This is a genomic window from Arthrobacter sp. P1_B3 (genome assembly GCF_056406615.1).
Window position 1 is genome coordinate 49,054 of the sequence record NZ_JBFTZV010000008.1, and the last position, 22,387, is coordinate 71,440.

Below are 22,387 nucleotides of genomic sequence, written 5' to 3' on the forward strand. Positions count from 1 at the left end.
GCAATGACTGACAACCGGACCGAACCCAGGCCCGAGGACGAGGTCGTCAGGATCTGCCAAGAGCTGATCCGCATCGACACATCCAACTACGGTGACGGCTCCGGCCCCGGTGAACGCGCGGCCGCCGAATACACCGCCGGGCTCATGGCGGAAGTCGGGCTGGAGGCCGAAATTTTCGAGGCCGCCCCCGGCCGCGCCAGCGTGGTGACCCGGCTGGCAGGGGAGGACTCCTCGGCCAGCGCCCTGGTGGTCCACGGCCACTTGGACGTCGTCCCGGCCCTCCGCGAGCAGTGGTCCGTTGACCCCTTCGGCGCCGAACTGAAAGACGGCCTGATCTGGGGGCGCGGCGCCGTGGACATGAAGGACATGGACGCCATGATCCTGTCTGTGCTGCGCAACTTCGCCCGCACGGGCCGCAAACCCAAGCGGGACCTCATCTTCGCGTTCTTCGCCGACGAGGAAGCCGGCGGCACCTACGGCGCCCGCTACGCCGTCGACAAGCGGCCCGAACTCTTTGAGGGCGCCACGGAAGCGATCTCCGAGGTCGGCGGCTTTTCCGCCACCATCGGCGGGCAGCGCACCTATCTGCTCCAGACGGCGGAAAAGGGCCTCTCCTGGCTGCGCCTTGTTGCCCATGGCCGCGCAGGCCACGGCTCGCAGATCAACACCGACAACGCCGTGACCCGGCTTGCCGGTGCGGTCTCCCGGATTGGTGCGTACAACTGGCCGATCGAGCTCACACCGACCACCCGGCAGTTCCTCGACGGAGTCACCGAACTCACCGGCGTCGAATTCGATCCGGACGATCCGGACAAGATCCTCAAGGAACTCGGCACGGTGGCCCGCTTTGTCGGCGCCACACTGCAGAACACCACCAATCCCACCCTGCTCAAGGGCGGCTACAAGCACAACGTCATTCCGGAGTCGGCCGAGGCCCTCATCGACTGCCGGACCCTGCCCGGGCAGGAGCAGCAGGTCCTGGAGATCGTGCGGGAGCTTGCCGGCACCGGCGTGGACATCAGCTACGTGCACAACGACGTCTCGCTGGAGGTGCCGTTCGCCGGCAACCTCGTCGATTCGATGATCGATGCCCTGCATTCCGAGGATCCGGGCGCCAAGGTGTTGCCGTACACGCTGTCCGGCGGGACCGACAACAAGTCCCTGAGCCGGCTGGGCATCACCGGCTATGGCTTCGCCCCGTTGATGCTCCCGGACGAACTCGACTTCACTGGCATGTTCCACGGCGTCGACGAACGCGTCCCGGCGGATTCCTTGAAATTTGGGGCGCGGGTGCTCGACACCCTGCTCACCAACTACTGAGCGGACACCCGGCCATGACGCCCGAGGACATCCTTAGCGGGCCGCTGCTGGAACGGATCCGGGGACGCGCCGCCGGCTACGACCGCGACAACGCCTTCTTCCACGAGGACCTTGCCGAGCTGAAGGCGGCCGGCTATCTGAAGATTTTTGTCCCCGCGGCCGACGGCGGCCTCGGACTCAGGCTGGCGGAAGCGGCGCAGCTGCAGCGGCTTCTGGCGACGGCGGCGCCGGCCACCGCACTTGCCGTCAACATGCACCTGGTGTGGACCGGCGTCGCCCAGGTGCTGGCCGCCCGGGGTGACCCCTCGCTGGATTTCATCCTGCAGGAGGCTGCGCAGGGGGAGGTCTTTGCCTTCGGCAATTCGGAGGCCGGTAACGACTCCGTGCTGTTCGATTCCCGCACCGAGGCCGTCCCCCTGCCCGACGGCGGCTACAGCTTCACCGGCCGCAAGATCTTCACGAGCCTGTCACCGGCGTGGACCCGGCTGGGGATTTTCGGGAAGGACTCCTCCGCCCAGGACGGCGCCGGGGAACTGGTCCACGGATTCATGACCCGGGAAACGCCCGGCTACGAGATTCTGCCGGACTGGGACACGCTCGGCATGCGGGCCAGCCAGTCCAACACGACCCTCCTGGACGGCGCCGTCGTGCCGGCGGAAAGGATCTTCCGGAAACTGCCGGTGGGCCCGAACGCCGACCCCCTGATCTTCGCGATCTTTGCCTGCTTCGAAACCCTGCTCGCCGCGGTCTATACGGGAATCGGCGAACGGGCCCTCACGCTCGGGGTTGAAGCGGTCAAGCGCCGGACGTCATTCAAGAACGGCGGCCGCAGCTACGCCCAGGACCCGGACATCCGCTGGAAGGTGGCAGAGGCGGCGATGGCCATGGATGCGCTCTACCCGCAGCTGTCCCGCGTGGCGGCCGACGTCGACGGACTCGTAGACCACGGCGGCCAGTGGTTCCCCCGGCTCGTGGGCCTCAAGGTCAGGGCCACGGAAACGGCGCGCGCCGTGGTGGATCTCGCCATCCGGGTATCCGGAGGGTCCAGCTACTTCCGCGGCTCCGAGCTGGAGCGGTTGTACCGGGATGTGCTGGCCGGCATGTTCCACCCGTCAGACGACGAGTCGGCGCACAACACTGTGGCGAACGCCTGGCTGGGCCCGCTGGACCCACCCTAAGGCGGCCCCGGGGTCCGCGGCGTTGGTCGCCCCGCTCCCGGCCGATGCCCGTGGTTTCAGCGCCGGGGGAGTCCTAGACGGTGCGCTGGACCTGGATGACTTTCCGGCGCAACCAGAAACGCCGCCCGCCGCCCACGTAGAGGCGGCTGCGTTCCAGTTCCCATTTGCCGTACTCGGAATGCTCCACGAGCCGCCGGCGTGCCTCAGGCAGGGAATCCTCAGGACCGACCGTCAGGACGAGGTACTCGTACTGCTTCACATAGTCCCGTTCCCGCCGGACCGAGCTGCTCAGAAAATGTTCTTTCATTGCTCTCCATTTTCGTCTTTTTCCGACTAACGTGAAGTCATGAGCATCGATCCGCGTGTCGCGCTTCAGTCACTGACCTCTGCATTGGAAGAACACCTGGCGGCGGCTTCCGCCCGCAGAAGTGATGGGGATCCCGCGGTCGAGGCGGCGTTCTTCGCCGTTGCTGACGCCTTTGAAGTCTACGACGACGCCCTGTATGAGGCGTATGGGGAAGTGACGCCCCTGGAAGTGATCGACGGCGACGAAGACGACGATGACGAAGACGACATCGACGACGAAGAGGACCTCGAGATCCTGCAGAACTCAGAGAACTGACAGGCTCAGGGAACGGACAAACCCAGAGAATCAGGTCCTGCGGAACCCCCGGACCGGCCTCAGGCCGGGTCGGACACATCCTCGAGGGCCTGGGCGATCTCCGGCGGAAGCGGCGCGAGGGCCGAATCCAGGATCTCCTTGAGCTGAACCTGCGTCCGGGGGCCGACCACCGCGGTGGCCACCCCTTGCTGGGACAGGAGCCAGCTCAGCGACACATCCAGGGGCGTCCGGCCGAGCCCCTTCGCCGCCATGGCGACGGCTTCCACCACGCTTGACGCCGGCGCCTCGAGATAAGGCTCCACGTACGTGGCGAGCCGCTGGTTGGCGGCACGGGAATCCCCGGGAATGTGCCCGCGGTATTTACCGCTCAGGACGCCGCGTCCGATCGGACCCCAGGCCATCAGGCCGAGCCCGGCGTCCTCGATGGCCGGAATCAGTTCAATCTCCGCGCTGCGCTGCAGGAGCGAGTATTCGGACTGGTTGGCCACGAGGGGAAAGCCCGCAATGGCGGCGGCCTTGGCTGTCTGCCAGCCGTTGAAATTGGAGACGCCGGCGTAACGTGCCCGGCCGGACCGCACGGCGTGGTCCAGCGCGGACAGGGTCTCCTCCAGCGGCACATTTGAATCCCAGGCGTGCGCGAACCAGAGATCCACATAGTCGGTGCCCAGCCGGGCAAGGCTCGCGTCAAGCCCGGAGAGCATGCCGTTGCGGGACGTGTCGACGCTGCGGCGCCCGTCCGCCGTCGTCAGTCCGGCCTTCGTGGAGATCACCACTTCGGAACGGGCGACGACGTCGCCCAGCATTCCGCCGAGCATCGCCTCGGCCTGCCCGTCGGCGTAGGATGCCGCGGTGTCGATCAGGGTTCCGCCGGCATCGACGAAGGACCGCACCAGGGCGGCCGCATCCTGTTCCTCGGTTTCCCGGGCCCAGGACATGGTGCCAAGGGATAGGGCGGACACGCGCAACCCACTGTTGCCGACATAACGCTGCTGCATGCCAGCAAGCTTACGGGGATTCGCCCTGCTTCATAACGTAGGGTCTATAAACGTGAACTGGATACAAGCGGCTCTGCTGGGCCTGGTACAGGGGCTGACCGAGTTCCTCCCGATTTCCTCGAGCGCCCATCTGCGGATTGTCGGCGCCTTCCTGCCGGAGGCGTCAGACCCCGGCGCGGCCTTTACGGCCATCACCCAGCTGGGCACCGAGACGGCTGTAATTGTCTATTTCTGGCGCGACATCCTGCGGATCATCCGCGCGTGGTCCGCTTCGCTGACCGGCAAAGCGTCCCGGCATGACCCGGATGCGCGCATGGGCTGGCTGGTGATCCTGGGCAGCGTCCCGATCATCGTCCTCGGCCTGTTGTTCCAGGACCAGATCGAGTCGGTGCTCCGCAGCCTATGGGGCGTCGCGACCATGCTGATTGTGTTCGGCATGGTCCTCGCGGTGGCCGACACCATCGGCCGGCAGAAMCGCGAACTGACGCAGCTGACCTACAAACATGGCCTATATTACGGACTCGCGCAGGCCCTGGCCCTGTTCCCTGGCGTGTCCCGCTCCGGCGGCACCATCAGCGCCGGGCTCCTGATGGGCTACACCCGTGAGGCGGCGGCCCGGTATTCGTTCCTGCTGGCCATCCCCGCCGTGTTCGGCAGCGGCCTGTACCAGCTGTACAAGGTGGTTTCCAAGGAAGGCATCACCGGCCCGTACGGGCTCGCGGAAACGGCCCTGGCCACCGTGATCGCCTTCATTGTGGGCTACGTCATCATTGGCTGGTTCCTGAAGTACGTCTCCACCCGCGGCTACCGGCTCTTTGTCTGGTACCGGATCCTCCTGGGTATGTCCCTGTTCCTGCTGCTCGGTTTCAATGTCATCAGCGCCTAGCACTAGGCTTGGGCTGTGAAATCCTGGATCTCCCGCCCTGTTGCCCAGCTCCCCGGCAGCATGCCCGCCGTGCGCCTCTTCGACACCGCCAAGGGCGGAATCGTCACCCTGGAGGCCACCGGTGAGCAGTCCATGTATGTCTGCGGCATCACCCCCTATGACGCCACGCACATGGGCCACGCGGCCAGCTATGTCGCCTTCGACCTCCTGAACCGCGCGTGGCGGGACGGCCGCCAGCACGTCGCCTACGTCCAGAACGTGACCGACGTCGACGATCCCCTCCTGGAGCGCGCGACGGCCACCGGCGTCGACTGGCGCGAACTCGCCGCGAGCCAGATCGAGCTTTTCCAGACCGACATGGAGGCCCTGAACGTCCTCGCCCCGGATCACTACATCGGTGCCGTCGAGGCCGTTCCCCTGATCGTTCCCGCCATCGAGCGCCTCCTGCACAGCGGGCTCGCGTACCGCGTCCCCGGCACCGGCGGCGAGCCCGACGGCGACGTGTACTACGACGTCGAAGCCGCCGGGAAACACTCGGCCGACGCCGTCGACGCCTGGACCCTGGGATCGATTTCCGGCCTCTCCGACGCCGAAATGCTGGAACTCTTCGCCGAACGCGGCGGAGACCCGGGCCGGGCCGGGAAGCGCCAGGCGCTGGACCCGCTGCTTTGGCGGGTTGCCCGCGAGGGCGAGCCCCGCTGGCCCGGCGGCGAGCTGGGGGAGGGCCGGCCCGGCTGGCACGTCGAATGCACCGTAATCGCCCAGGAGTACCTACCCAAGCCGTTTACCGTCCAAGGCGGCGGCTCGGACCTCGTCTTCCCGCACCACGAAATGGGTGCCGGCCACGCGTACTCGCTGGCCGGCGTGCCGCTGGCCCGCCACTTCGCGCACGCAGGCATGGTGGGCCTCGACGGGGAAAAGATGAGCAAGTCCAAGGGCAACCTGGTCCTGGTCTCCAGGCTCCGCGCCGACGGGGAAGAGCCGGCCGCAATCCGCCTGGCGATCCTGGCCCACCACTACCGCACGGACTGGTCCTGGACCGTCGACGGGTTCGCCGAAGCCAAAGACCGGCTCCGCACCTGGCGCGAGGCCCTCGCCGTGGCTCCCCACGGCTCCGCCGCGGCCCTGATCGGCCGGATGCGGACCGAACTCGCCAACGACCTCAACGCGCCCGGCGCCCTCGCCGCCGTCGACGTCTGGGCCAAGTCCGCCCTGGAATCCCCGGGGACCGCCGCGGCCACGGACGCCGCGCTGGTGAACGACGCCGTCAACGCCCTGCTCGGCGTCGAGCTCTAACCCGCCGCCTCGGCCGATCAGGACGAAGCGGCGTCGATGATCTTCTGGTCACCCTCGTTGATGGCCTTGACCACGGCGTCGTAGTCACCACTTTCGACAGCCTTGCTGACCCTCTTGGTGGCCTTGTCGATCGCCTTGTCGACTCGGTCGAGGTAGAGGTCGTCGACGAGGGCCACGATCGCCGAGGAGCCCGGCGGCAGCCACTCGTCCGCGTTGACGCCGATGGCCTTCTCCTCGTGCCGCTTCCTGATGGCGCCAACACCTGCGCCGATTCCGGCACCGATCACGCCGGACAGCAGGAGCGGCGGAGCGAACAGACCGACCACCAGCCCGCCGATGGCGCCGGCCGTAGTGCCGCCGGCGACCAGTCCGCCCCCGTGCTCCTTGACCTCGGTCTTGCCCGAAGCGTCACGCGACAGGACCACCGCAGCAGCCACGGCCGCGTCGTCCATGCTTTTGATCGCCTTGAAATCCTCTGCCGCCGAGTCCTCGTCGGCGTACGAGGACACGAACAAGGTGTAGTTGTGCTCTGACATGGTGTGACCTCCACTGGGTTCTGGCCGGCGTAACGGCCACTCCGCTTCTTCCTCGACGCTGCCGGTCCCGAGGGTGTCGGACAGAACCGAATCCCGAGCGGGGGGGAGGCCTGCCCGGCCCAGGCCGGGACGGTACCCCAACCGGTAGCGCAGGTCCCACTCTTGCCCCGACAGGCGCCCACCGGCAGGGTCATAAGACTCTGGCCCGGGGAAGAACCCTTGGAAGGGTCCGTGGATTCCGCAGATAAGAAGGCAGGTACGGCCTAGGGCTTGTCCTTGCCCCGGCGCTTAAGGTAGCGCTCGAACTCGCGGGCGATCGATTCGCCGCTGGCCTCCGGGAGGTCGGCGGTGTCCTTGGCCTCCTCCAGCTGGCGGACATACGCCGCAATTTCGGGATCCTCGGTGGCGAGTTCGTCCACGCCGCGCTCCCACGCGTCGGCCTCCTCCACCAGTTCCGTGGTGTCCAGGGGGACCTGGACCAGCTCCTCGATCCGGTGCAGCAGGGCCAGCTGAGCTTTCGGTGACGGCGCCTGGGCCACATAATGCGGCACGGCCGCCCAGAGCGAGACCGTCGGGAGCCCGGCCAGCAACGCCACCTCGCCGAGCACGCCGACAATCCCCACCGGCCCCTCGTACTGCGAGGCCTCCAAGTCCATCCGCTCACGCAGTGCGGCGTCGTCCGTCGAAGTGCTGACCGGAATCGGGCGGCTGTGCGGCACGTCAGCCAGCAGCGCACCGACCAGGATGACGTAGTCCACATGCAGGGCCTCGGCATGCACCAGCAGCTCCGCCGTGTAGGCACGCCACTTGTAGGAGGGCTCGGTGCCCTGGACGAAGATGACGTCCACGTTCGAGTCGGGGACGCTGGCCTTGAAGATGCGAGTGGAGGGCCACTTGATCTTCCGCTCACCGGCCGCCGTCCGGCGGATCGTGGGCCGGGTGAACTGGAAGTCGTAGTACTCGTCCGCGTCGATCGCAGCGACCTTCTTGCCGCCCCAGAGCTTGTTCAGATAGCGCAGGGCATCGCTGGCGGCTTCCCCGGCGTCGTTCCAGCCTTCAAAGGCCGCCAGCATGACGGTGATCCGCCGGCCCTCGGGGACGGGCTGCAGCAGCCGCTCCGGCTCGGAGACGGCGCCTGGTTCGGTGGGGTCTGCCTCGAAGCTGTTCATGCCATCACCCTACGTCCAAGACCCCGCCCCGCGCAGGCAATACGGCACTGAGCGTGCCCCATTTCCGCCCAATTTCCGCCCGGAATCCCGCGGCCGGGAAGTCGGAATTCGCCGTAGGCGTAGCGCGGGCACCCGGCCGCGGGCTTCCCCGTAGACTGGAAGGCATGCAATCCTCAGCGTCCCGGCCCCTCCTTAAAGCAGCGCTCTGGGACATGGATGGCACCATTGTCGACACCGAGCCCTACTGGATCGAAGCCGAACGCGCGCTCGTTGAAGCCCACGGCGGACAATGGTCCCAGGACCAGGCCATGCAGCTCGTGGGACAGTCCCTGACGTTTTCCGCGGGCATCCTGCAGGAAGCCGGCGTGGCGATGGAACGGCGCGACATCATCGACACCCTCACCGGCCATGTGGTCAGCCAGGTCCGGAACTGCGTTCCTTGGCGCCCCGGCGCCCGCGAACTGCTCGACGAACTGTACAACGCCGGCGTCCGCTGCGCCCTCGTCACCATGTCCGAAGCCCCGCTGGCCCGGGAGATCGTTGCGAGCCTGCCGGAGCCCTACTTCGAGTTCCTCGTCACGGGGGACACGGTCACGCAGGGGAAGCCGCACCCGGAAGCGTACCTGACGGCCGTTGAGCTCCTGCAGCAGCAGGACCCCGAGCTCGGCCTGCACCACTGCGTGGCCCTGGAAGATTCCGTGCCGGGTGTCGCCGCCGCCGTGGCCTCCGGGGTCGTCACGGTCGCCATCCCGCACATCCTGCCCCTCCCGGACGATCCCCGCCGCGCCACCTGGGACACCCTTGAAGGCCGCACGGTTGCGGACCTGGAAGAGCTCGTGGCCCTGCGGCACGAATTCCCGGACGCCACCTTCGGGGGCGCGGCGGACTCAGCCGCTCTCTCGCCGCCCCACTCGACCGCCGCCCTGGCCGGCACCTCGACCGGGAGCCGTCCCCGTGGCTGACACCGGCGGCCACGGACAGCCCGGCAAGAACCCGGCAAGCCGCCGTGAGGGGATCCCGCTGGGCCGCATCGCCGGCATTCCGGTTTTTCTGGCGTATTCCTGGTTCATCATCGCGGCCTTCACGGTGATCGCGTACGGGCCGGTCCTGCAGAGCAACAATCCGCGCCTCGGCGTCACCGCCTTCTTCGTCGCCTTCGCCTACGCGCTGCTGCTCCTGATCTCCGTGCTGGCCCACGAACTCGCGCACGCGCTGACCGCCAAGATTTTCCACTGGCCCACGGAGAAAATTGTCCTCAACCTCTGGGGCGGCCACACCCAGTTCCAGAGCTTCACTGCCTCACCCGGCCGCTCCGTCCTGGTGGCGATGGCAGGCCCGGCGGCGAACTTCGCCCTTGCCGGCGCCGGCTGGCTCCCGCTCGCGTACGGGAACCTGAGCGGCGTGGCCGACATCCTGGCCAACATCTTCGTCTGGGCCAACCTGCTGATCGGCATCTTCAACGTGCTTCCCGGCCTTCCGCTGGACGGGGGCCGGCTGGTCGAATCCGCCGTCTGGAAAGCCACCGGCAGCCAGGAAAAGGGCACCATTGCCGCCGGTTGGGCCGGCCGGATCATCGTGATCGGCCTGGCCCTGTGGTTCATTGTCCTGCCCCTGCTCAGCGGCGCACGGCCGGATATTTCCTTCACCCTCATCACCGCCCTGGTGGGCAGCTTCCTGTGGATGGGGGCGTCGGCGTCGATCCAGCAGGCCCGCCTGCGGAGCCGGCTGTACCTTGTCGATGCCGCGGCCCTCGCCGAACCCGCCGTCGGCCTCCCTGAAACCGCCACGGTCGCAGACCTCCAGGACCGGGCGCCGGCAGGAAAGCCCGCCGTGGTGCTGTGCGACCGGGACGGCCGCCCCGTGGGCATCGTGGACGCCGCAGCGGCCGCCACCGTGCCTGCCGACCTGGCCGCAGCGACCGCCCTGACCGCGGTCTCCTACCCCCTTGGCGCCGGCGCCTATGTCCCCGAATGGTCCAAAGGCCAGGAACTGGTCCAGTACCTGGCCCAGATCGAAGGCCAGGACTACGCGGTGGTGGACCGAGAGGGCGCCGTCACCGGGCTGCTGCGCCAGTCCGCCGTCCTGCGTGCCATCACAGGCAAGTACCGGAACGAACGCCAGAACCAGGGACAGAACCGGTAGAGTTACTGGGCGGTCGTGATTTTCCGGCCCCCACGCGCAAGGACCGGTGGCCGCCGGCATGTCCGCGGCCACACAGCTTTACAGGAGCGAGGAACATCTTCATGAGCAGCGACACTGCCGCCAACGCCGCCGCCGGCATCAACACTGCCGCAGGCACTAAGACCGCCGCAGGTGAAACCACCGCCGCCACCACCGCGAACGGTGCGACCGGCGCGGCGCGCCGCCGCGGACCGTTCCGCGAAGGCGAGCGGGTCCAGCTCACGGACGAACGCGGCCGCATGAACACGATCACGCTCGAGGTCGGCGGGGCATTCCACACCCACCGGGGATTCCTGAACCATGATGAGATCATCGGCAAGCCTGACGGCTCGGTGGTCGTCAACAACGTCGGACAGCAGTACCAGACCCTGCGCCCGCTGCTCTCGGACTTCGTGCTCTCGATGCCGCGCGGCGCAGCCGTGGTCTACCCCAAGGACGCCGGCCAGATCGTGACCATGGCGGACATCTTCCCCGGCGCGCGCGTTGTTGAAGCCGGCGTCGGCTCGGGCGCCCTGTCCATCTCCTTGCTGCGCGCGGTGGGGGACAACGGCTACCTGCATTCCTTTGAACGCCGCCAGGAGTTCGCGGACATCGCCCGCGGCAACGTCGAGACCATCTTCGGCGGCCCGCACCCGGCCTGGAAGATCTCACTCGGCGACTTCCAGGAGGAAGTGGTGCGCACCGAGGAACCCGGCTCCGTGGACCGCGTGGTCCTGGACATGCTCGCCCCGTGGGAATGCCTCGACGCCGTCGCCACGGTCCTGGCACCCGGGGGAGTGTGGATCAATTATGTCGCGACTGTGACGCAGCTTTCGCGGACAGCCGAAGCCATCCGCGCGGACGGAAGGTTCACCGAACCCGACGCGTGGGAATCCATGGTCCGCGGCTGGCATCTCGAGGGCCTGGCCGTGCGCCCGGACCACCGCATGGTCGCCCACACGGGCTTCCTGCTGGTAACCCGCCGCCTCGCCGACGGTGTCACGGGAATTTCGGTGAAACGCCGCCCCTCCAAGACCGACTTTAACGAAGAAGACGTCAACGCCTGGACCCCGGGCGCCGTCGGCGAGCGGGCGGTCTCGGACAAGAAGCTGCGCCGCGCCGCCCGTGACGCAATCGCCGGAACAAATGTCGTCGACGCCCCGGAGATAACGAACTAGGCAGCATATTTCGGATGTCTCCAGCGGCACCCGCCTTCTTAGGGCTATGGTCTTAACAGAAGAGCAGGAAGGGGCTGATGCACGATGGAGACTCCGAATACTGACCCGGGCCGCACACCGGCCGAGGGCGCAGCGGATGCTGCCGCACGCACGGACGCGGCCCGGCCCGCAGCCGGCGAGGGTGAACGGTACGCCGCCAGTGAACTGTCAGTCGCAGAGCGGCAGGTCAACATCCTCCGGGACAAGCTCCGCCACATTGACCGTCAGCTTGCTGCCGCCACGCAGAACAACTCCAAGCTGGTCAGCATGCTGGAAACGGCCAAGGCCGAGATCCTGCGGCTGAAGAACGCCCTCGACCAGGAGGGACAGCCGCCGTACAGCTTCGGCACAATCCTCCAACTCAACCCGAAGCGACAGCCGACGGCCGGGAACAGCGGCCAGGCGGCCACGGAAGAATCCGTGGATATCTTCAACGCCGGCCGCAAGATGCGGGTGGGGATCAGCCCGCTGGTCAACATCAGCCAACTGGCCGTCGGGCAGGAAGTCCTGCTTAACGAAGCCCTCATGGTGGTCGCCGGGCTAGGCTACGAACGGGCCGGTGACCTTGTCACGCTGAAGGAAATGCTGGGGCCGGACCGCGCCCTGGTAGTGGGCCGCGCCGACGAGGAGCGGGTCATCCGGCTCTCCGGTGCCCTGCTCGCCCAGCGGCTCCGGGTCGGCGACGCACTGTCGATCGATTCACGCACCGGTTACGCGCTGGAAAAAATCCCGCGTTCTGAGGTGGAGAACCTCGTGCTCGAGGAAGTCCCGGACATCACCTACCAGGACATCGGCGGCCTGGGTCCGCAGATCGAACAGATCCGCGACGCCGTCGAACTGCCGTTCCTGCATCCGGACCTGTACCGGGAGCACGGGCTGAAGGCGCCCAAAGGCATCCTGCTGTACGGCCCGCCCGGCTGCGGCAAGACCCTGATCGCTAAAGCCGTGGCCAACTCGTTGGCCGCGCGCGCCGCCGAGCGCGCCGGCAAGACGGACATGAAGAGCTATTTCCTGAACATCAAGGGACCCGAGCTGCTCGACAAGTACGTCGGCGAGACCGAACGGCACATCCGCCTGATCTTCGCGCGCGCCCGGGAGAAGGCCTCCGAAGGCAGCCCGGTGGTGGTGTTCTTCGACGAAATGGATTCCCTGTTCCGCACCCGCGGCACGGGCATTTCCTCCGACGTCGAAACGACCATCGTCCCGCAGCTCCTCAGCGAGATCGACGGCGTCGAACGGCTGGACAACGTGATCGTGATCGGCGCCTCCAACCGGGAAGACATGATCGATCCGGCGATCCTGCGCCCGGGCCGCCTGGACGTCAAGGTCAAGATCCAGCGGCCCGACGCCGAGGCCGCGGCCGACATCTTCAACAAGTACATCACCACGGACCTGCCTTTCCACGAGACCGACCTCGCCGAGCACAACGGCGACGTGCAGGCGACTGTGGACGCCATGGTGCAGCGGACCGTCGAGGCGATGTACTCCACCGAGAAGTCCAACGAATATCTCGAGGTCACGTACGCCAATGGCGACACCGAAATGCTCTACTTCAAGGACTTCAATTCCGGCGCCGTGGTGCAGAACGTCGTGGACCGGGCCAAGAAGTACGCCATCAAGGACCTGTTGACCATCGGGCAGAAGGGCCTGCGGATCGACCACCTGCTCCGGGCGGTCGTGGACGAGTTCCGTGAACACGAGGACATGCCCAACACCACCAACCCGGACGACTGGGCACGGATCTCCGGCAAGAAGGGCGAGCGCATCACGTATATCCGCACCATCGTCCAGGGCAAGGCCGGCCAAGAGCCCGGGAAGTCCATCGAGACGATGCCCAGCACAGGGCAGTACCTGTGACGGCTGTTGTCCCCGGCAGGCCTGCCGACACTGCGGGCGGGCTGCCGGTCGGCGGGGCGATGAGGGTGATGGGCTCGGAGACCGAATACGGCATCCACGCGCCCTCGGCCCCCGGAGCCAACGCCACGATGATGTCAGCCCGGGTCATCCAGGCATACGCCCAGGTAACGCGGCAGCGCGCCGCCGGCGGCGCCGAAACGCGGTGGGACTACACCGATGAGGAGCCGCTGCACGACGCCCGCGGCTGGACCCTCGAGCGCGGCAGCGCGGATCCGGAACAGCTGACCGACCAGCCTCCTGTCCTCGACGCCGAGGCGATCGCTCTCGCATACGGCCGGCAGGAACTCGAGGCAGACGGCGAGGACGAGTCCGGCACGCTGCTCATGAACATGGTCCTGGGCAACGGCGCACGGCTGTACGTGGACCACGCCCATCCGGAGTATTCCAGCCCCGAGGTGACCAACCCCCGCGCCGCCGTGACGTGGGACGCCGCCGGCGACCTCGTGGCGTTGGCCGCCGTCCGGCGCCTCGCCGCCGATCCCGACCTGCCGCCGGTCAATCTGTACAAGAACAACACAGACAACAAGTCCGTCTCCTACGGCTCGCACGAGAACTACCTGATGCCCCGCTCGGTGCCGTTCGGCGAGATCGTGCGCGGCCTCACGCCGTTTTTCGTCACCCGGCAGATCATTTGCGGTGCCGGACGGGTGGGCCTCGGGCAGGACAGCGCCCGGTCCGGCTACCAGATCAGCCAGCGCGCTGACTTCTTCGAAACCGAAGTGGGCCTGGAAACCACCATCCGCCGCCCCATCATCAACACTCGGGACGAGCCCCACGCCACGGCGGACAAATACCGCAGGCTGCATGTCATCATTGGCGACGCCAACCTCAGCCAGGCGTCCAACTTCCTCAAGTTCGGCACCACCGCCATGGTCCTGAGCCTGATCGAAGCCGGGCTGGCGCCGCGGATTGAAATCCACGAGCCCGTCGCCGCGCTGCAGGCCGTCAGCCACGACACCTCGCTCACCGCGCTGCTGCGCCTGGGCGACGGCCGACGGATCACCGCCCTGGACCTGCAGTGGATCTACTTGGAGGCCGCTTCGAAGCATGCGCAGGACACCGGCGTCGCGGACGCGGTGGACGGTGACGGCCACACCCACGAGGTCCTGGAACGGTGGTCCGCCACGTTGAGCGAACTCGGCGGCGACCGGGCGGCGGCCGCGTCCTCGGTGGAGTGGCTCGCCAAGCTGTCCCTGCTGGAGGGCTACCGGCAGCGGGACGGCCTGGGCTGGGACAGCGCGCGGCTGGGCCTCGTGGACCTGCAGTGGGCCGACATCCGCCCCGAAAAAGGGCTGTACTACCGGCTCCTGGCCCGCGACCGGATGCAGCGGATCGTGGACGACGCCGCGATCGCCCGCGCGGTAACCGAACCGCCGTCGGACACGCGGGCGTACTTCCGCGGACGCTGCGTCAGCCGGTTCGGCGCAGACCTCGCGGGGGCCAGCTGGGACTCGGTGATCTTCGATGTCCCCGGCCGCGGCAGGCTCCAGCGGGTCCCTACCCGCGAGCCGCTGCGCGGAACCGAAGCTCTCACAGGCGGCCTGTTTGCCCGGCACCGGGAGGCCGCAACGTTCCTGGCGGAACTGCTGGGACTCAGCCCCGGTTCCTAGGAACAAAGCCCCCCGCGGGCGCCCCGGGCGTGGCACTATTGCTACAGGATGTCCCTTAGGAGAAAAGGGACGGACATGAAGGAGAGAACAATGGCAGGCCAGGAGCAGCAGCAGCCGCAGTCGCGGGACACCGAGGTTGACGAGGACGTCCCCGCCGCGCCGCCGGCCCCAGGGGACGCCCAGGCGTCGGCAGCCACCCAGGGCGTCGACGATCTCCTCGACGAGATCGACGGCGTGCTGGAGTCCAACGCCGAGGAATTCGTCCGCGCCTTCGTCCAAAAGGGCGGCCAGTAGGAGCGCCGCCGGCCGCCGGATGAGGGCGGCGGGAGGGGCTAAGGGCCGGAAGAGTCGTTGATCCACCACGTTGAGGGAGAGCGTTAGTGCAGGAAACAACAGCCAACCGAGTAGCAGCCAACGCGACGTCCTCATTCACCGAGCATCTGCAGCGCGAACGGCCCGACTTAATGCCCTTCGGCCAAGTGCCTTTCAACCAGCTGCCCGCGGCCCATTCGGCGGCACCGCTGCAGGCCCCGCACGGGACCACGATCGTGGCGATGACCTACGCCGGGGGAGTGTTGATGGCCGGGGACCGCCGCGCCACCATGGGCAACGTGATCGCGAGCCGGCACATTGAGAAGGTCTTCCCCGCCGACCAGTACTCCGTGCTGGGCATCGCCGGAACCGCCGGAATCGCATTGGACATCACCCGGCTGTTCCAGGTTGAACTCGAACACTACGAGAAAATCGAGGGCACGCTCCTCAGCCTGGACGGCAAGGCGAACCGGCTCGGCGCCATGGTGCGCGGCAACCTGCCCATGGCCATGCAGGGCCTCGCCGTCGTTCCCTTGTTCGCGGGATTCGACCGGCCCGCAGGCTTCGGCCGGCTCTTCTCCTACGACGTCACGGGCGGCCGCTATGAGGAGCAGGAGCACCATGCGGTGGGATCCGGTTCGATGTTCGCCCGCGGCGCGCTGAAAAAACTGTGGCGGCCCGGCCTCTCGGAGCAGGATGCTGTGGCGGTCGCCGTCGAGGCTCTGTACGACGCCGCCGACGACGACTCCGCCACGGGCGGCCCGGACCCGGTCCGGCAATTGTGGCCAGTGGTGTACATCGTGAACCGAACCGGCGCCGTCCGGGTCCCGGACCGCGATCTCGCCGCCGTGGCGGTTCGCGTCATCGAGTCCCGGACCGTCGCCCAGCGGGAGGCCTGAGATGACCCAGCAGTTCTACGTATCCCCCGAACAGCTCATGAAGGACCGTGCGGATTTCGCACGGAAGGGCATCGCCCGCGGACGCTCGGTGGTTGTCATCAGTTGCCAGGACGGGATTGCCCTCGTGGCGGAGAACCCGTCCCCGTCACTGCACAAGATCGGCGAGATCTACGACAAAATCGCGTTTGCGGCGGTCGGGAAGTACAACGAATTCGAGAGCCTGCGCCAAGCCGGGGTGCGGTACGCGGATGTCCGCGGCTACTCCTACGACCGCGAGGACGTCACGGCCCGCGGCCTCGCGAGCGTGTACGCGCAGAGCCTCGGCGCGGTGTTTACGGCAGAACAGAAACCTTTCGAGGTGGAACTGGCCGTGGCCGAAGTCGCTCAAACCCAGGAGGCGGACCATCTGTACCGTCTGACCTTTGACGGGTCCATTGCCGATGAGCACGGCTTCATCGTGATGGGCGGGCAGGCGGACAAGGTTTCCGAAGCTGTCGCGGCGGGCTGGCAGGGCGAACTCGACTTCGCGGGAGCCATCCGGCTGGCCCTCGCAGGACTCGTGGCAGACAAGGAAACCACCACCCTGCCGGTATCCGCACTGGAAGTTGCGGTACTGGACCGGGGGTCGGAAAGCGGCCGCGGCACCCGCCGGGCGTTCCGCCGGCTCGAGGACCCGGACATCGTGGCATTGCTGGCTGAGGAGAAGTGAGATGGACAAGCGCATATTCGGCATCGAAACCGAATTCGGAATTTCCTATTCAAGCCCGGAGTCCCGGCCGCTGGCGCCGGAGGAAGTGGCCCGCTACCTCTTCCGCAAGGTGGTCAGCTGGGGACGGTCTTCCAACGTCTTCCTGACCAACGGCTCACGCCTCTACCTGGACGTCGGCTCCCATCCGGAGTACGCCACGGCCGAGTGCGACGACCTCGCCCAGCTGATCGCCCATGACCGCGCCGGGGAGCTGATTCTGTGCGACCTCGTGGACGAAGCCCAGGAACGGCTGGCAGCGGAGGGGTTCAACGGGACCGTGTACCTGTTCAAGAACAACACGGACTCGGCCGGGAACTCCTACGGCAGCCACGAAAACTACCTGATCCCGCGCCGCGGGGAATTTTCCCGGCTCGCGGAGATCCTCATCCCGTTCCTCGTGACGCGCCAGCTGATCGCCGGGGCCGGCAAGATCCTCAAGACCCCGCACGGGGCCACCTTCGCGTTCTCCCAGCGGGCCGACCACATCTGGGAGGGCGTCTCCTCCGCCACCACCCGCTCCAGGCCCATCATCAACACCCGGGACGAGCCGCACGCGGACGCCGAGTTCTACCGGCGCCTGCACGTGATCGTGGGCGACTCCAACATGTCCGAAACGACGGCGCTGCTCAAGATCGGCACGGTGGACCTGATCCTGCGGATGATCGAGGCCGGGGTGATCATGCGCGACATGAGGATGGAGAACCCCATCCGCAGCATCCGGGAAATTTCCCACGACCTGAGCGGCCGGGCACTGGTGCGGCTCGCCAACGGCCGGCAGCTCACGGCGCTGGAAATCCAGCGCGAGTACCTGGGCAAGGTAACCGCGTTCGTGGCCGAGCACGGTGCGCACAACGCACACGTGCCGATGATCCTGGACCTCTGGGAGCGCACCTTGGACGCCATCGAAAGCGGCGACACGAGCACGATCGATACTGAAGTGGACTGGGCCATCAAGAAGAAGCTCATGGACAACTACCGGGAACGGCACGGGCTGGGGCTTGACGCGCCCCGGATTGCGCAGCTGGACCTGACCTACCATGACATTTCCCGCGGCCGCGGCCTCTTCTACCTGCTCCAGGCCCGCGGGGCCGTGCGCCGGGTGGTGGACGACACCGCGGTCAAGGATGCTGTGGATGCCCCGCCGCAGACCACGCGTGCCAAACTCCGCGGCGACTTCGTCCGGCGCGCCCAGGAGCTCGGACGCGACTACACGGTGGACTGGGTCCATCTGAAGCTGAACGACCGCGCCCACCAGACCATCCTGTGCAAGGATCCGTTCCGCAGCGTGGACGACCGGGTGGATGCGCTGCTGGACTCGATGGGCTGATACCCAGCTTGGCACGTTATTCTGGGGGTAGGGCCGCCTTGCGGCCGCTGCTTTCTTTGCCGCGGGAAACCGAACGGCACTGAGTCCACCTTGCCTCGACGAAAGTTTCCAAGTGCGCCGACTACTAGCAATTCTTCTTCCCGGACTGCTGCTGCTGACCGCCTGCGGCGGCAGCGAAGCGCCTCCGGCTCCGGAACCCACCAGCCAGTCCGCGGGTGAGACCGCCAAGCTGGACTCGGTCAAACTGACCGAGAACGGTGACAAGAAGGCCCCCGGTGTCGAGTTCACCAAGCCGCTCGACGTCAAGGAACCCACTGTCAAGGTGGTCACCGAGGGCGGCGGCGACCGGGTCAAGGCCAACCAGATCGCGGACATTTCGATCGTTGCCTTCAACGGCACCGACGGTGCCACCCTCGAAGACACGTTCCCGAACGATCCCGAGCCGCTGGAGCTGAACGACGAGCTCAAGACCAGCAGCCCCGTGATCTACAACGCGTTCGTGGGCGCCAAGGTTGGCTCCCACATCGCCCTGGCCGTTCCCGGCCAGGCCGCCGCCGAGGGGACCGAGGCCAAGCCGACGCAGCTCCTGATCGTCAAGGTCCTCTCCGCCAAGGATGCTCCGCCGGTCCTGGACAAGCCTGAGGGCGACGCCGTCACCCCGCCGGCCGGCCTGCCGACCGTCAAGGAAAACGACAAGGGCATCCCGGAGATCTCGGTCACCGGCGTCAAGGCTCCGACCGAGCTGGTCTCCCAGGACCTCATCACCGGCAAGGGCCAGGCCCTCAAGGAGACCGACACGATCACCGTCAACTACGTCGGCGTGGCCCTCGCCACCGGCAAGGTCTTCGACTCCAGCTTTGAAAGTGGCAAAAAGGCCACCTTCCCGCTGACCGGTGTCATCAAGGGCTGGACCCAGGGCCTGACCGGCAAGACGGTCGGCTCCCGCGTCCTTTTGGTGGTCCCGAAGGACCTAGCCTACGGTGATCAGGGCCAAGGCGACGCGAAGGGCGACCTCGTCTTCGTCGTCGACATCCTCGGCGTCAAATAATCCACCGCATCCACCACACGTCAATACACGTCACGTCAAAGGAGTAACCATGTCATTTGGACAGCGCAACCTCGACCGCGAGAAGCCGGAAATTGACTTCCCCCAAGGGGACGTCCCCACCGAACTGGTCATCACCGACCTGATCGAAGGGGACGGCGCCGAGGCCAAGCCCGGCGACACCGTTTCCACCCACTACGTGGGCGTCGCCTGGTCCACCGGTGAAGAATTTGACGCCTCCTGGGGCCGCGGCGCGCCGCTGGACTTCCGGGTCGGCGTCGGCCAGGTCATCCAGGGCTGGGACCAGGGCCTGCTGGGCATGAAGGTCGGCGGCCGCCGCCGCCTCGAGATCCCGTCCGAGCTTGCCTACGGCTCCCGTGGCGCCGGCGGGGCGATCGGCCCCAACGAGGCCCTGATCTTCGTCGTGGACCTCGTCGCCGTCCGCTAATCCCCACCGGCCCCCTAATCCTCGCAAGCTCGGACAGGGAACCCTGCGGGCGTGGGCCCACCCACCCGCCCCCTATCCTCGCAAGTCCGCACCGGTTCCCTGGACAGGGAACCCTGCGGGCGTGGGCCCATCGGCCGGTGGTACCAGCAGGGAATATGCTGCTGACATGCGCAAAGCGCGGTAACAATCGGAAAAGTTCTTCCGGCTGTTGCCGCGCTTTCGTTATTTTCGGGGACCGGCTTTAGTACCCTTGCGTGGTGTCCGCCTCACGTACAGAACGTCTCCTGAACCTGCTCATTGCCCTGCTCAACACCAAGTACGGCCTGCGCCGCGGTGAGCTGCGCGAAAAGGTGTACCACGACACCACGAGCAGTGACGTCGCCTTCGGCCGCATGTTCGAACGCGACAAAGGCGAGTTGCGCCAGTTTGGCTTTGACGTCGAAACCGTGACGGACACGGGGTGGGGCTCCGACGACCCGGCAACCACCCGCTACCGGATCGGCAAGGAATCGAACCGGCTGCCCGACGTCAGCCTCAGCCCCGAGGAATGCACTGTCCTGATCCTCGCAGCGCAGCTCTGGGAGCATGCCGCCCTCGGCTCGGCCGCCGTGGACGCGGTCCGCAAGCTGCAGGCCGCCGGCGGCCTCGTCGACGCCGAACTTCCCACCGGCGTCCAGCCGCGCATCCGGCCCGCCGGCCAGGCCTTTGAAGACCTGGTCGCCGCGATGCATGCCCAGCACCCGGTCAGGTTCAGCTACCTCGCCGGCAGCACGGGCCAGGAGCAGGAACGCTTGGTGGAGCCCTGGGGCCTGGGCAGCCGCTTTGGCCAGTGGTACCTCGTGGGCCAGGACCGCGGCCGGGGGGACAAACGGTTCTTCCGGTTGTCCCGCCTGACGTCCGCCGTGACCGTGCTGGAGAAAAAGGGCTTCACGCCTCCCGCCGCATTCAATGTCCGCGCCGAACTGGCTGCCCTGGCCGAGCTGCCGGTACAGAGCGCCGTCGTCGATGTCGAGCAGGGACGGCTCCTGGGGCTCCGCAAACGCGCCCAGCCGGTTTCGGAGCCAGCTCCGGAACCCGGGGCCCTGGATCTGGAGTCCGGGGCCCGGCTGCCCGCGGCCGGGAGGGACCGGCTCACGGTGCCCTTCCGCGATGCCGAGACGCTGGGCGAGGAGCTGGCCTCCTATGGTCCCCGGGTCACCGTGATTTCACCTCCCGAACTCGCCGGCGCCGTCCGCCGCCGCCTCACCGGAGCCGCCGCCTTCGCCGCCAGGCCCGTTCCGGACGTGGCCTTCCCTGAAGCCGGCCGCGCCGGGCGCACCCGCAAGCGCACCTCGGAGGACCAGCTCAAGCGGATGCTGCAGCTCGTCCCCTTCCTTGTCCACAACCAGGGACTGCATATCAGCGAGGTCGCGGCCAGGTTTGGGATCACCCGCAAGGCGCTCGAGGACGACCTGCGGATCCTGATCTGCTCAGGCCTGCCGGAAGGCTACCCCGACGATCTGCTGGACATCCAGTGGGACGATGATCACGTTTTCATCACCCAGGACCTGGACCTGACCCGCCCCGTACGTTTCACCGTGGACGAGGCCTGCGCCCTCTTGACCGGCCTGGAAACCCTCAACGGCCTGCCCGAGATCGCCGAAGGCGGCGCACTGGAATCGGTGACGCTCAAACTCATGGCCGCTGCGGGGGAGGAGGGGGTGAAGGCGGCTGCGCTGTCCGGCCCCGAGGTGGCCCCCGGCAACTCTGCCACCCTCGAAACCGCCCGTACGGCCATCAGGTCCGGGGCGCAGCTGCACTTGAGGTACTTCTCGCCGCAGCGCGACGCCGTGTCCGACCGCGACGTGGACCCCTTGCGGCTCTATTCACTGGACAACACGTGGTACCTCGAGGCGTACTGCCACTCTGCCCAGGGCCTGCGCAACTTCCGGCTGGACAGGATCGAAGCCCTTGAGCCCAACGGCCGGCCGGCGGCCGCGACGGCGAAACCGGCGGACAGCTTTCCGGTGAAACTGTTCACCCCGAACGACGACGACACGGTGGTGGTGGTGGAACTTGCGCCCCGTGGCACTGGTCTCGCAGACGACTACTACGCCGAGAGGACCGCGGCGCTGCCCGGCGGCGGCATGCTCGCCGAAATCCGGTTCGGCAGTACGGACTGGCTGCCAATGTTCGTAGCCCAGCACGGCGGAATGGTGCGGATCCTGCAGCCAGACGCCCTCGCGAACGCGTCCAGGGAATGGCTCGCCGCTGCCCTGGCGCAATACGAAGCCTCGTCGGATCGCCCGATAGACTGATAAGCATGCCTTGGTGGTCCTGGATCCTGATTTGGATAGCGCTCGTCGCGCTGTCGCTGCTCTTCTTCGGCGTGCTCGGCGTGCGGCTGTACCGGCAAGCCATGACCACGCTTGAGGAATTGGGTGAAGCCGCCGAACGTTTTTCCCGCCTGCCCTCACCTTCGGCCCCCGAGGCCGGGTCCGCAACGGCCGACGCCGGTGCCCCGGACGGCACGGACGCAGGCCCCCGGCCGGTTCCCGGCGACGCCGTTTTTGCCTCGCCTGCCCGGATGCGACATGATTACCACGCATCCAAGTCCGCCCGGCAGAACGCCCGCCGGCTGCGCCGCATCCAGCGCAAGAAGGACCGCGGGCAACCACAGGCGCTGAGCGACATCGAAACGCGTTAGTCATAGGATGTATTCA

22 protein-coding genes are annotated in these 22,387 nt (G+C 67.3%); 18 read left to right on the forward strand and 4 right to left on the reverse strand.

What is annotated here, in order from left to right; translation table 11 throughout:
• The first annotated feature begins 3 nt into the window (after window positions 1-3).
• Window positions 4-1,320 (forward strand): M20/M25/M40 family metallo-hydrolase, encoded by a 1,317-nt coding sequence (locus AC1D2F_RS11390; RefSeq protein ID WP_229994988.1) that lies wholly within the window; start codon window positions 4-6, stop codon window positions 1,318-1,320.
• A 14-nt stretch (window positions 1,321-1,334) separates the two neighbouring features.
• A complete protein-coding gene (locus tag AC1D2F_RS11395) occupies window positions 1,335-2,498 on the forward strand; it encodes an acyl-CoA dehydrogenase family protein (RefSeq protein ID WP_229994987.1) in 1,164 nt (387 codons plus the stop codon).
• Between the two features lie 73 nt (window positions 2,499-2,571).
• On the opposite strand, the gene AC1D2F_RS11400 is transcribed toward AC1D2F_RS11395, so the two are convergent.
• Window positions 2,572-2,805 carry a DUF5703 family protein gene (locus tag AC1D2F_RS11400; RefSeq protein WP_018772920.1) on the reverse strand — a complete coding sequence of 78 codons (234 nt, stop codon included), beginning with the start codon at window positions 2,803-2,805 and terminating at the stop codon, window positions 2,572-2,574.
• Between the two features lie 39 nt (window positions 2,806-2,844).
• Between AC1D2F_RS11400 and AC1D2F_RS11405 the strand changes: the two genes are divergently transcribed.
• Window positions 2,845-3,120: a hypothetical protein gene (locus AC1D2F_RS11405; protein WP_229994986.1), complete on the forward strand. Its 276-nt coding sequence runs from the start codon at window positions 2,845-2,847 to the stop codon at window positions 3,118-3,120.
• Between the two features lie 59 nt (window positions 3,121-3,179).
• Here the strand turns inward: AC1D2F_RS11405 and AC1D2F_RS11410 are convergent, their stop codons facing one another.
• Window positions 3,180-4,115 (reverse strand): aldo/keto reductase, encoded by a 936-nt coding sequence (locus AC1D2F_RS11410; protein ID WP_229994985.1) that lies wholly within the window; start codon window positions 4,113-4,115, stop codon window positions 3,180-3,182.
• A 52-nt stretch (window positions 4,116-4,167) separates the two neighbouring features.
• Here AC1D2F_RS11410 and AC1D2F_RS11415 point away from each other — a divergent pair, with 52 nt between their 5' ends.
• Both AC1D2F_RS11415 and mshC read left to right on the forward strand, forming a co-directional pair.
• Window positions 4,168-5,001, forward strand: coding sequence for an undecaprenyl-diphosphate phosphatase (locus AC1D2F_RS11415; RefSeq protein ID WP_476966749.1), 834 nt, complete (start codon window positions 4,168-4,170; stop codon window positions 4,999-5,001).
• A 15-nt stretch (window positions 5,002-5,016) separates the two neighbouring features.
• Window positions 5,017-6,297: a cysteine--1-D-myo-inosityl 2-amino-2-deoxy-alpha-D-glucopyranoside ligase gene (gene mshC / locus AC1D2F_RS11420; RefSeq protein WP_229994983.1), complete on the forward strand. Its 1,281-nt coding sequence runs from the start codon at window positions 5,017-5,019 to the stop codon at window positions 6,295-6,297.
• 17 nt (window positions 6,298-6,314) lie between these two features.
• On the opposite strand, the gene AC1D2F_RS11425 is transcribed toward mshC, so the two are convergent.
• On the reverse strand, window positions 6,315-6,833 hold the full coding sequence (locus AC1D2F_RS11425) for a DUF1269 domain-containing protein (protein WP_229994982.1): 519 nt from the start codon (window positions 6,831-6,833) through the stop codon (window positions 6,315-6,317).
• A gap of 263 nt (window positions 6,834-7,096) precedes the next feature.
• On the reverse strand, window positions 7,097-8,002 hold the full coding sequence (locus AC1D2F_RS11430) for a PAC2 family protein (RefSeq protein ID WP_229994981.1): 906 nt from the start codon (window positions 8,000-8,002) through the stop codon (window positions 7,097-7,099).
• Window positions 8,003-8,166: 164 nt separating this feature from the next.
• On the opposite strand from AC1D2F_RS11430, the gene AC1D2F_RS11435 reads away from it, so the two are divergent.
• The 13 genes from AC1D2F_RS11435 to AC1D2F_RS11495 all read left to right on the forward strand — a co-directional run bounded on the left by AC1D2F_RS11435 (window position 8,167) and on the right by AC1D2F_RS11495 (window position 22,371).
• On the forward strand, window positions 8,167-8,964 hold the full coding sequence (locus AC1D2F_RS11435; RefSeq protein WP_229994980.1) for an HAD family hydrolase: 798 nt from the start codon (window positions 8,167-8,169) through the stop codon (window positions 8,962-8,964).
• Window positions 8,957-10,144: a site-2 protease family protein gene (locus AC1D2F_RS11440; RefSeq protein ID WP_229994979.1), complete on the forward strand. Its 1,188-nt coding sequence runs from the start codon at window positions 8,957-8,959 to the stop codon at window positions 10,142-10,144. The genes AC1D2F_RS11435 and AC1D2F_RS11440 overlap by 8 nt, the downstream gene beginning before the upstream one ends.
• A gap of 101 nt (window positions 10,145-10,245) precedes the next feature.
• Window positions 10,246-11,340, forward strand: a complete 1,095-nt coding sequence (locus AC1D2F_RS11445; RefSeq protein WP_229994978.1) for a tRNA (adenine-N1)-methyltransferase — start codon at window positions 10,246-10,248, stop codon at window positions 11,338-11,340.
• An 84-nt stretch (window positions 11,341-11,424) separates the two neighbouring features.
• On the forward strand, window positions 11,425-13,236 hold the full coding sequence (gene arc, locus AC1D2F_RS11450; protein WP_229994977.1) for a proteasome ATPase: 1,812 nt from the start codon (window positions 11,425-11,427) through the stop codon (window positions 13,234-13,236).
• Window positions 13,233-14,906, forward strand: a complete 1,674-nt coding sequence (gene dop, locus AC1D2F_RS11455) for a depupylase/deamidase Dop (protein ID WP_476966750.1) — start codon at window positions 13,233-13,235, stop codon at window positions 14,904-14,906. Before arc ends, dop begins: the two co-directional genes overlap by 4 nt.
• 90 nt (window positions 14,907-14,996) lie before the next feature.
• Complete coding sequence (locus AC1D2F_RS11460; RefSeq protein WP_090581157.1) at window positions 14,997-15,200, forward strand: ubiquitin-like protein Pup; 204 nt, start codon at window positions 14,997-14,999, stop codon at window positions 15,198-15,200.
• Window positions 15,201-15,286: 86 nt separating this feature from the next.
• A complete protein-coding gene (gene prcB / locus AC1D2F_RS11465) occupies window positions 15,287-16,117 on the forward strand; it encodes a proteasome subunit beta (RefSeq protein ID WP_229994976.1) in 831 nt (276 codons plus the stop codon).
• Between the two features lies 1 nt (window position 16,118).
• Window positions 16,119-16,826 (forward strand): proteasome subunit alpha, encoded by a 708-nt coding sequence (prcA, locus tag AC1D2F_RS11470; RefSeq protein WP_229994975.1) that lies wholly within the window; start codon window positions 16,119-16,121, stop codon window positions 16,824-16,826.
• Between the two features lies 1 nt (window position 16,827).
• On the forward strand, window positions 16,828-18,192 hold the full coding sequence (gene pafA / locus AC1D2F_RS11475) for a Pup--protein ligase (RefSeq protein WP_229994974.1): 1,365 nt from the start codon (window positions 16,828-16,830) through the stop codon (window positions 18,190-18,192).
• A gap of 112 nt (window positions 18,193-18,304) precedes the next feature.
• Window positions 18,305-19,240, forward strand: a complete 936-nt coding sequence (locus AC1D2F_RS11480; RefSeq protein ID WP_229994973.1) for an FKBP-type peptidyl-prolyl cis-trans isomerase — start codon at window positions 18,305-18,307, stop codon at window positions 19,238-19,240.
• Between the two features lie 49 nt (window positions 19,241-19,289).
• Window positions 19,290-19,685 (forward strand): FKBP-type peptidyl-prolyl cis-trans isomerase, encoded by a 396-nt coding sequence (locus tag AC1D2F_RS11485; protein WP_229994972.1) that lies wholly within the window; start codon window positions 19,290-19,292, stop codon window positions 19,683-19,685.
• Between the two features lie 257 nt (window positions 19,686-19,942).
• Window positions 19,943-21,982: a helix-turn-helix transcriptional regulator gene (locus AC1D2F_RS11490; protein WP_476966751.1), complete on the forward strand. Its 2,040-nt coding sequence runs from the start codon at window positions 19,943-19,945 to the stop codon at window positions 21,980-21,982.
• Window positions 21,983-21,987: 5 nt separating this feature from the next.
• Complete coding sequence (locus tag AC1D2F_RS11495) at window positions 21,988-22,371, forward strand: hypothetical protein (protein WP_476966752.1); 384 nt, start codon at window positions 21,988-21,990, stop codon at window positions 22,369-22,371.
• The last annotated feature ends 16 nt before the right edge of the window (window positions 22,372-22,387 follow it).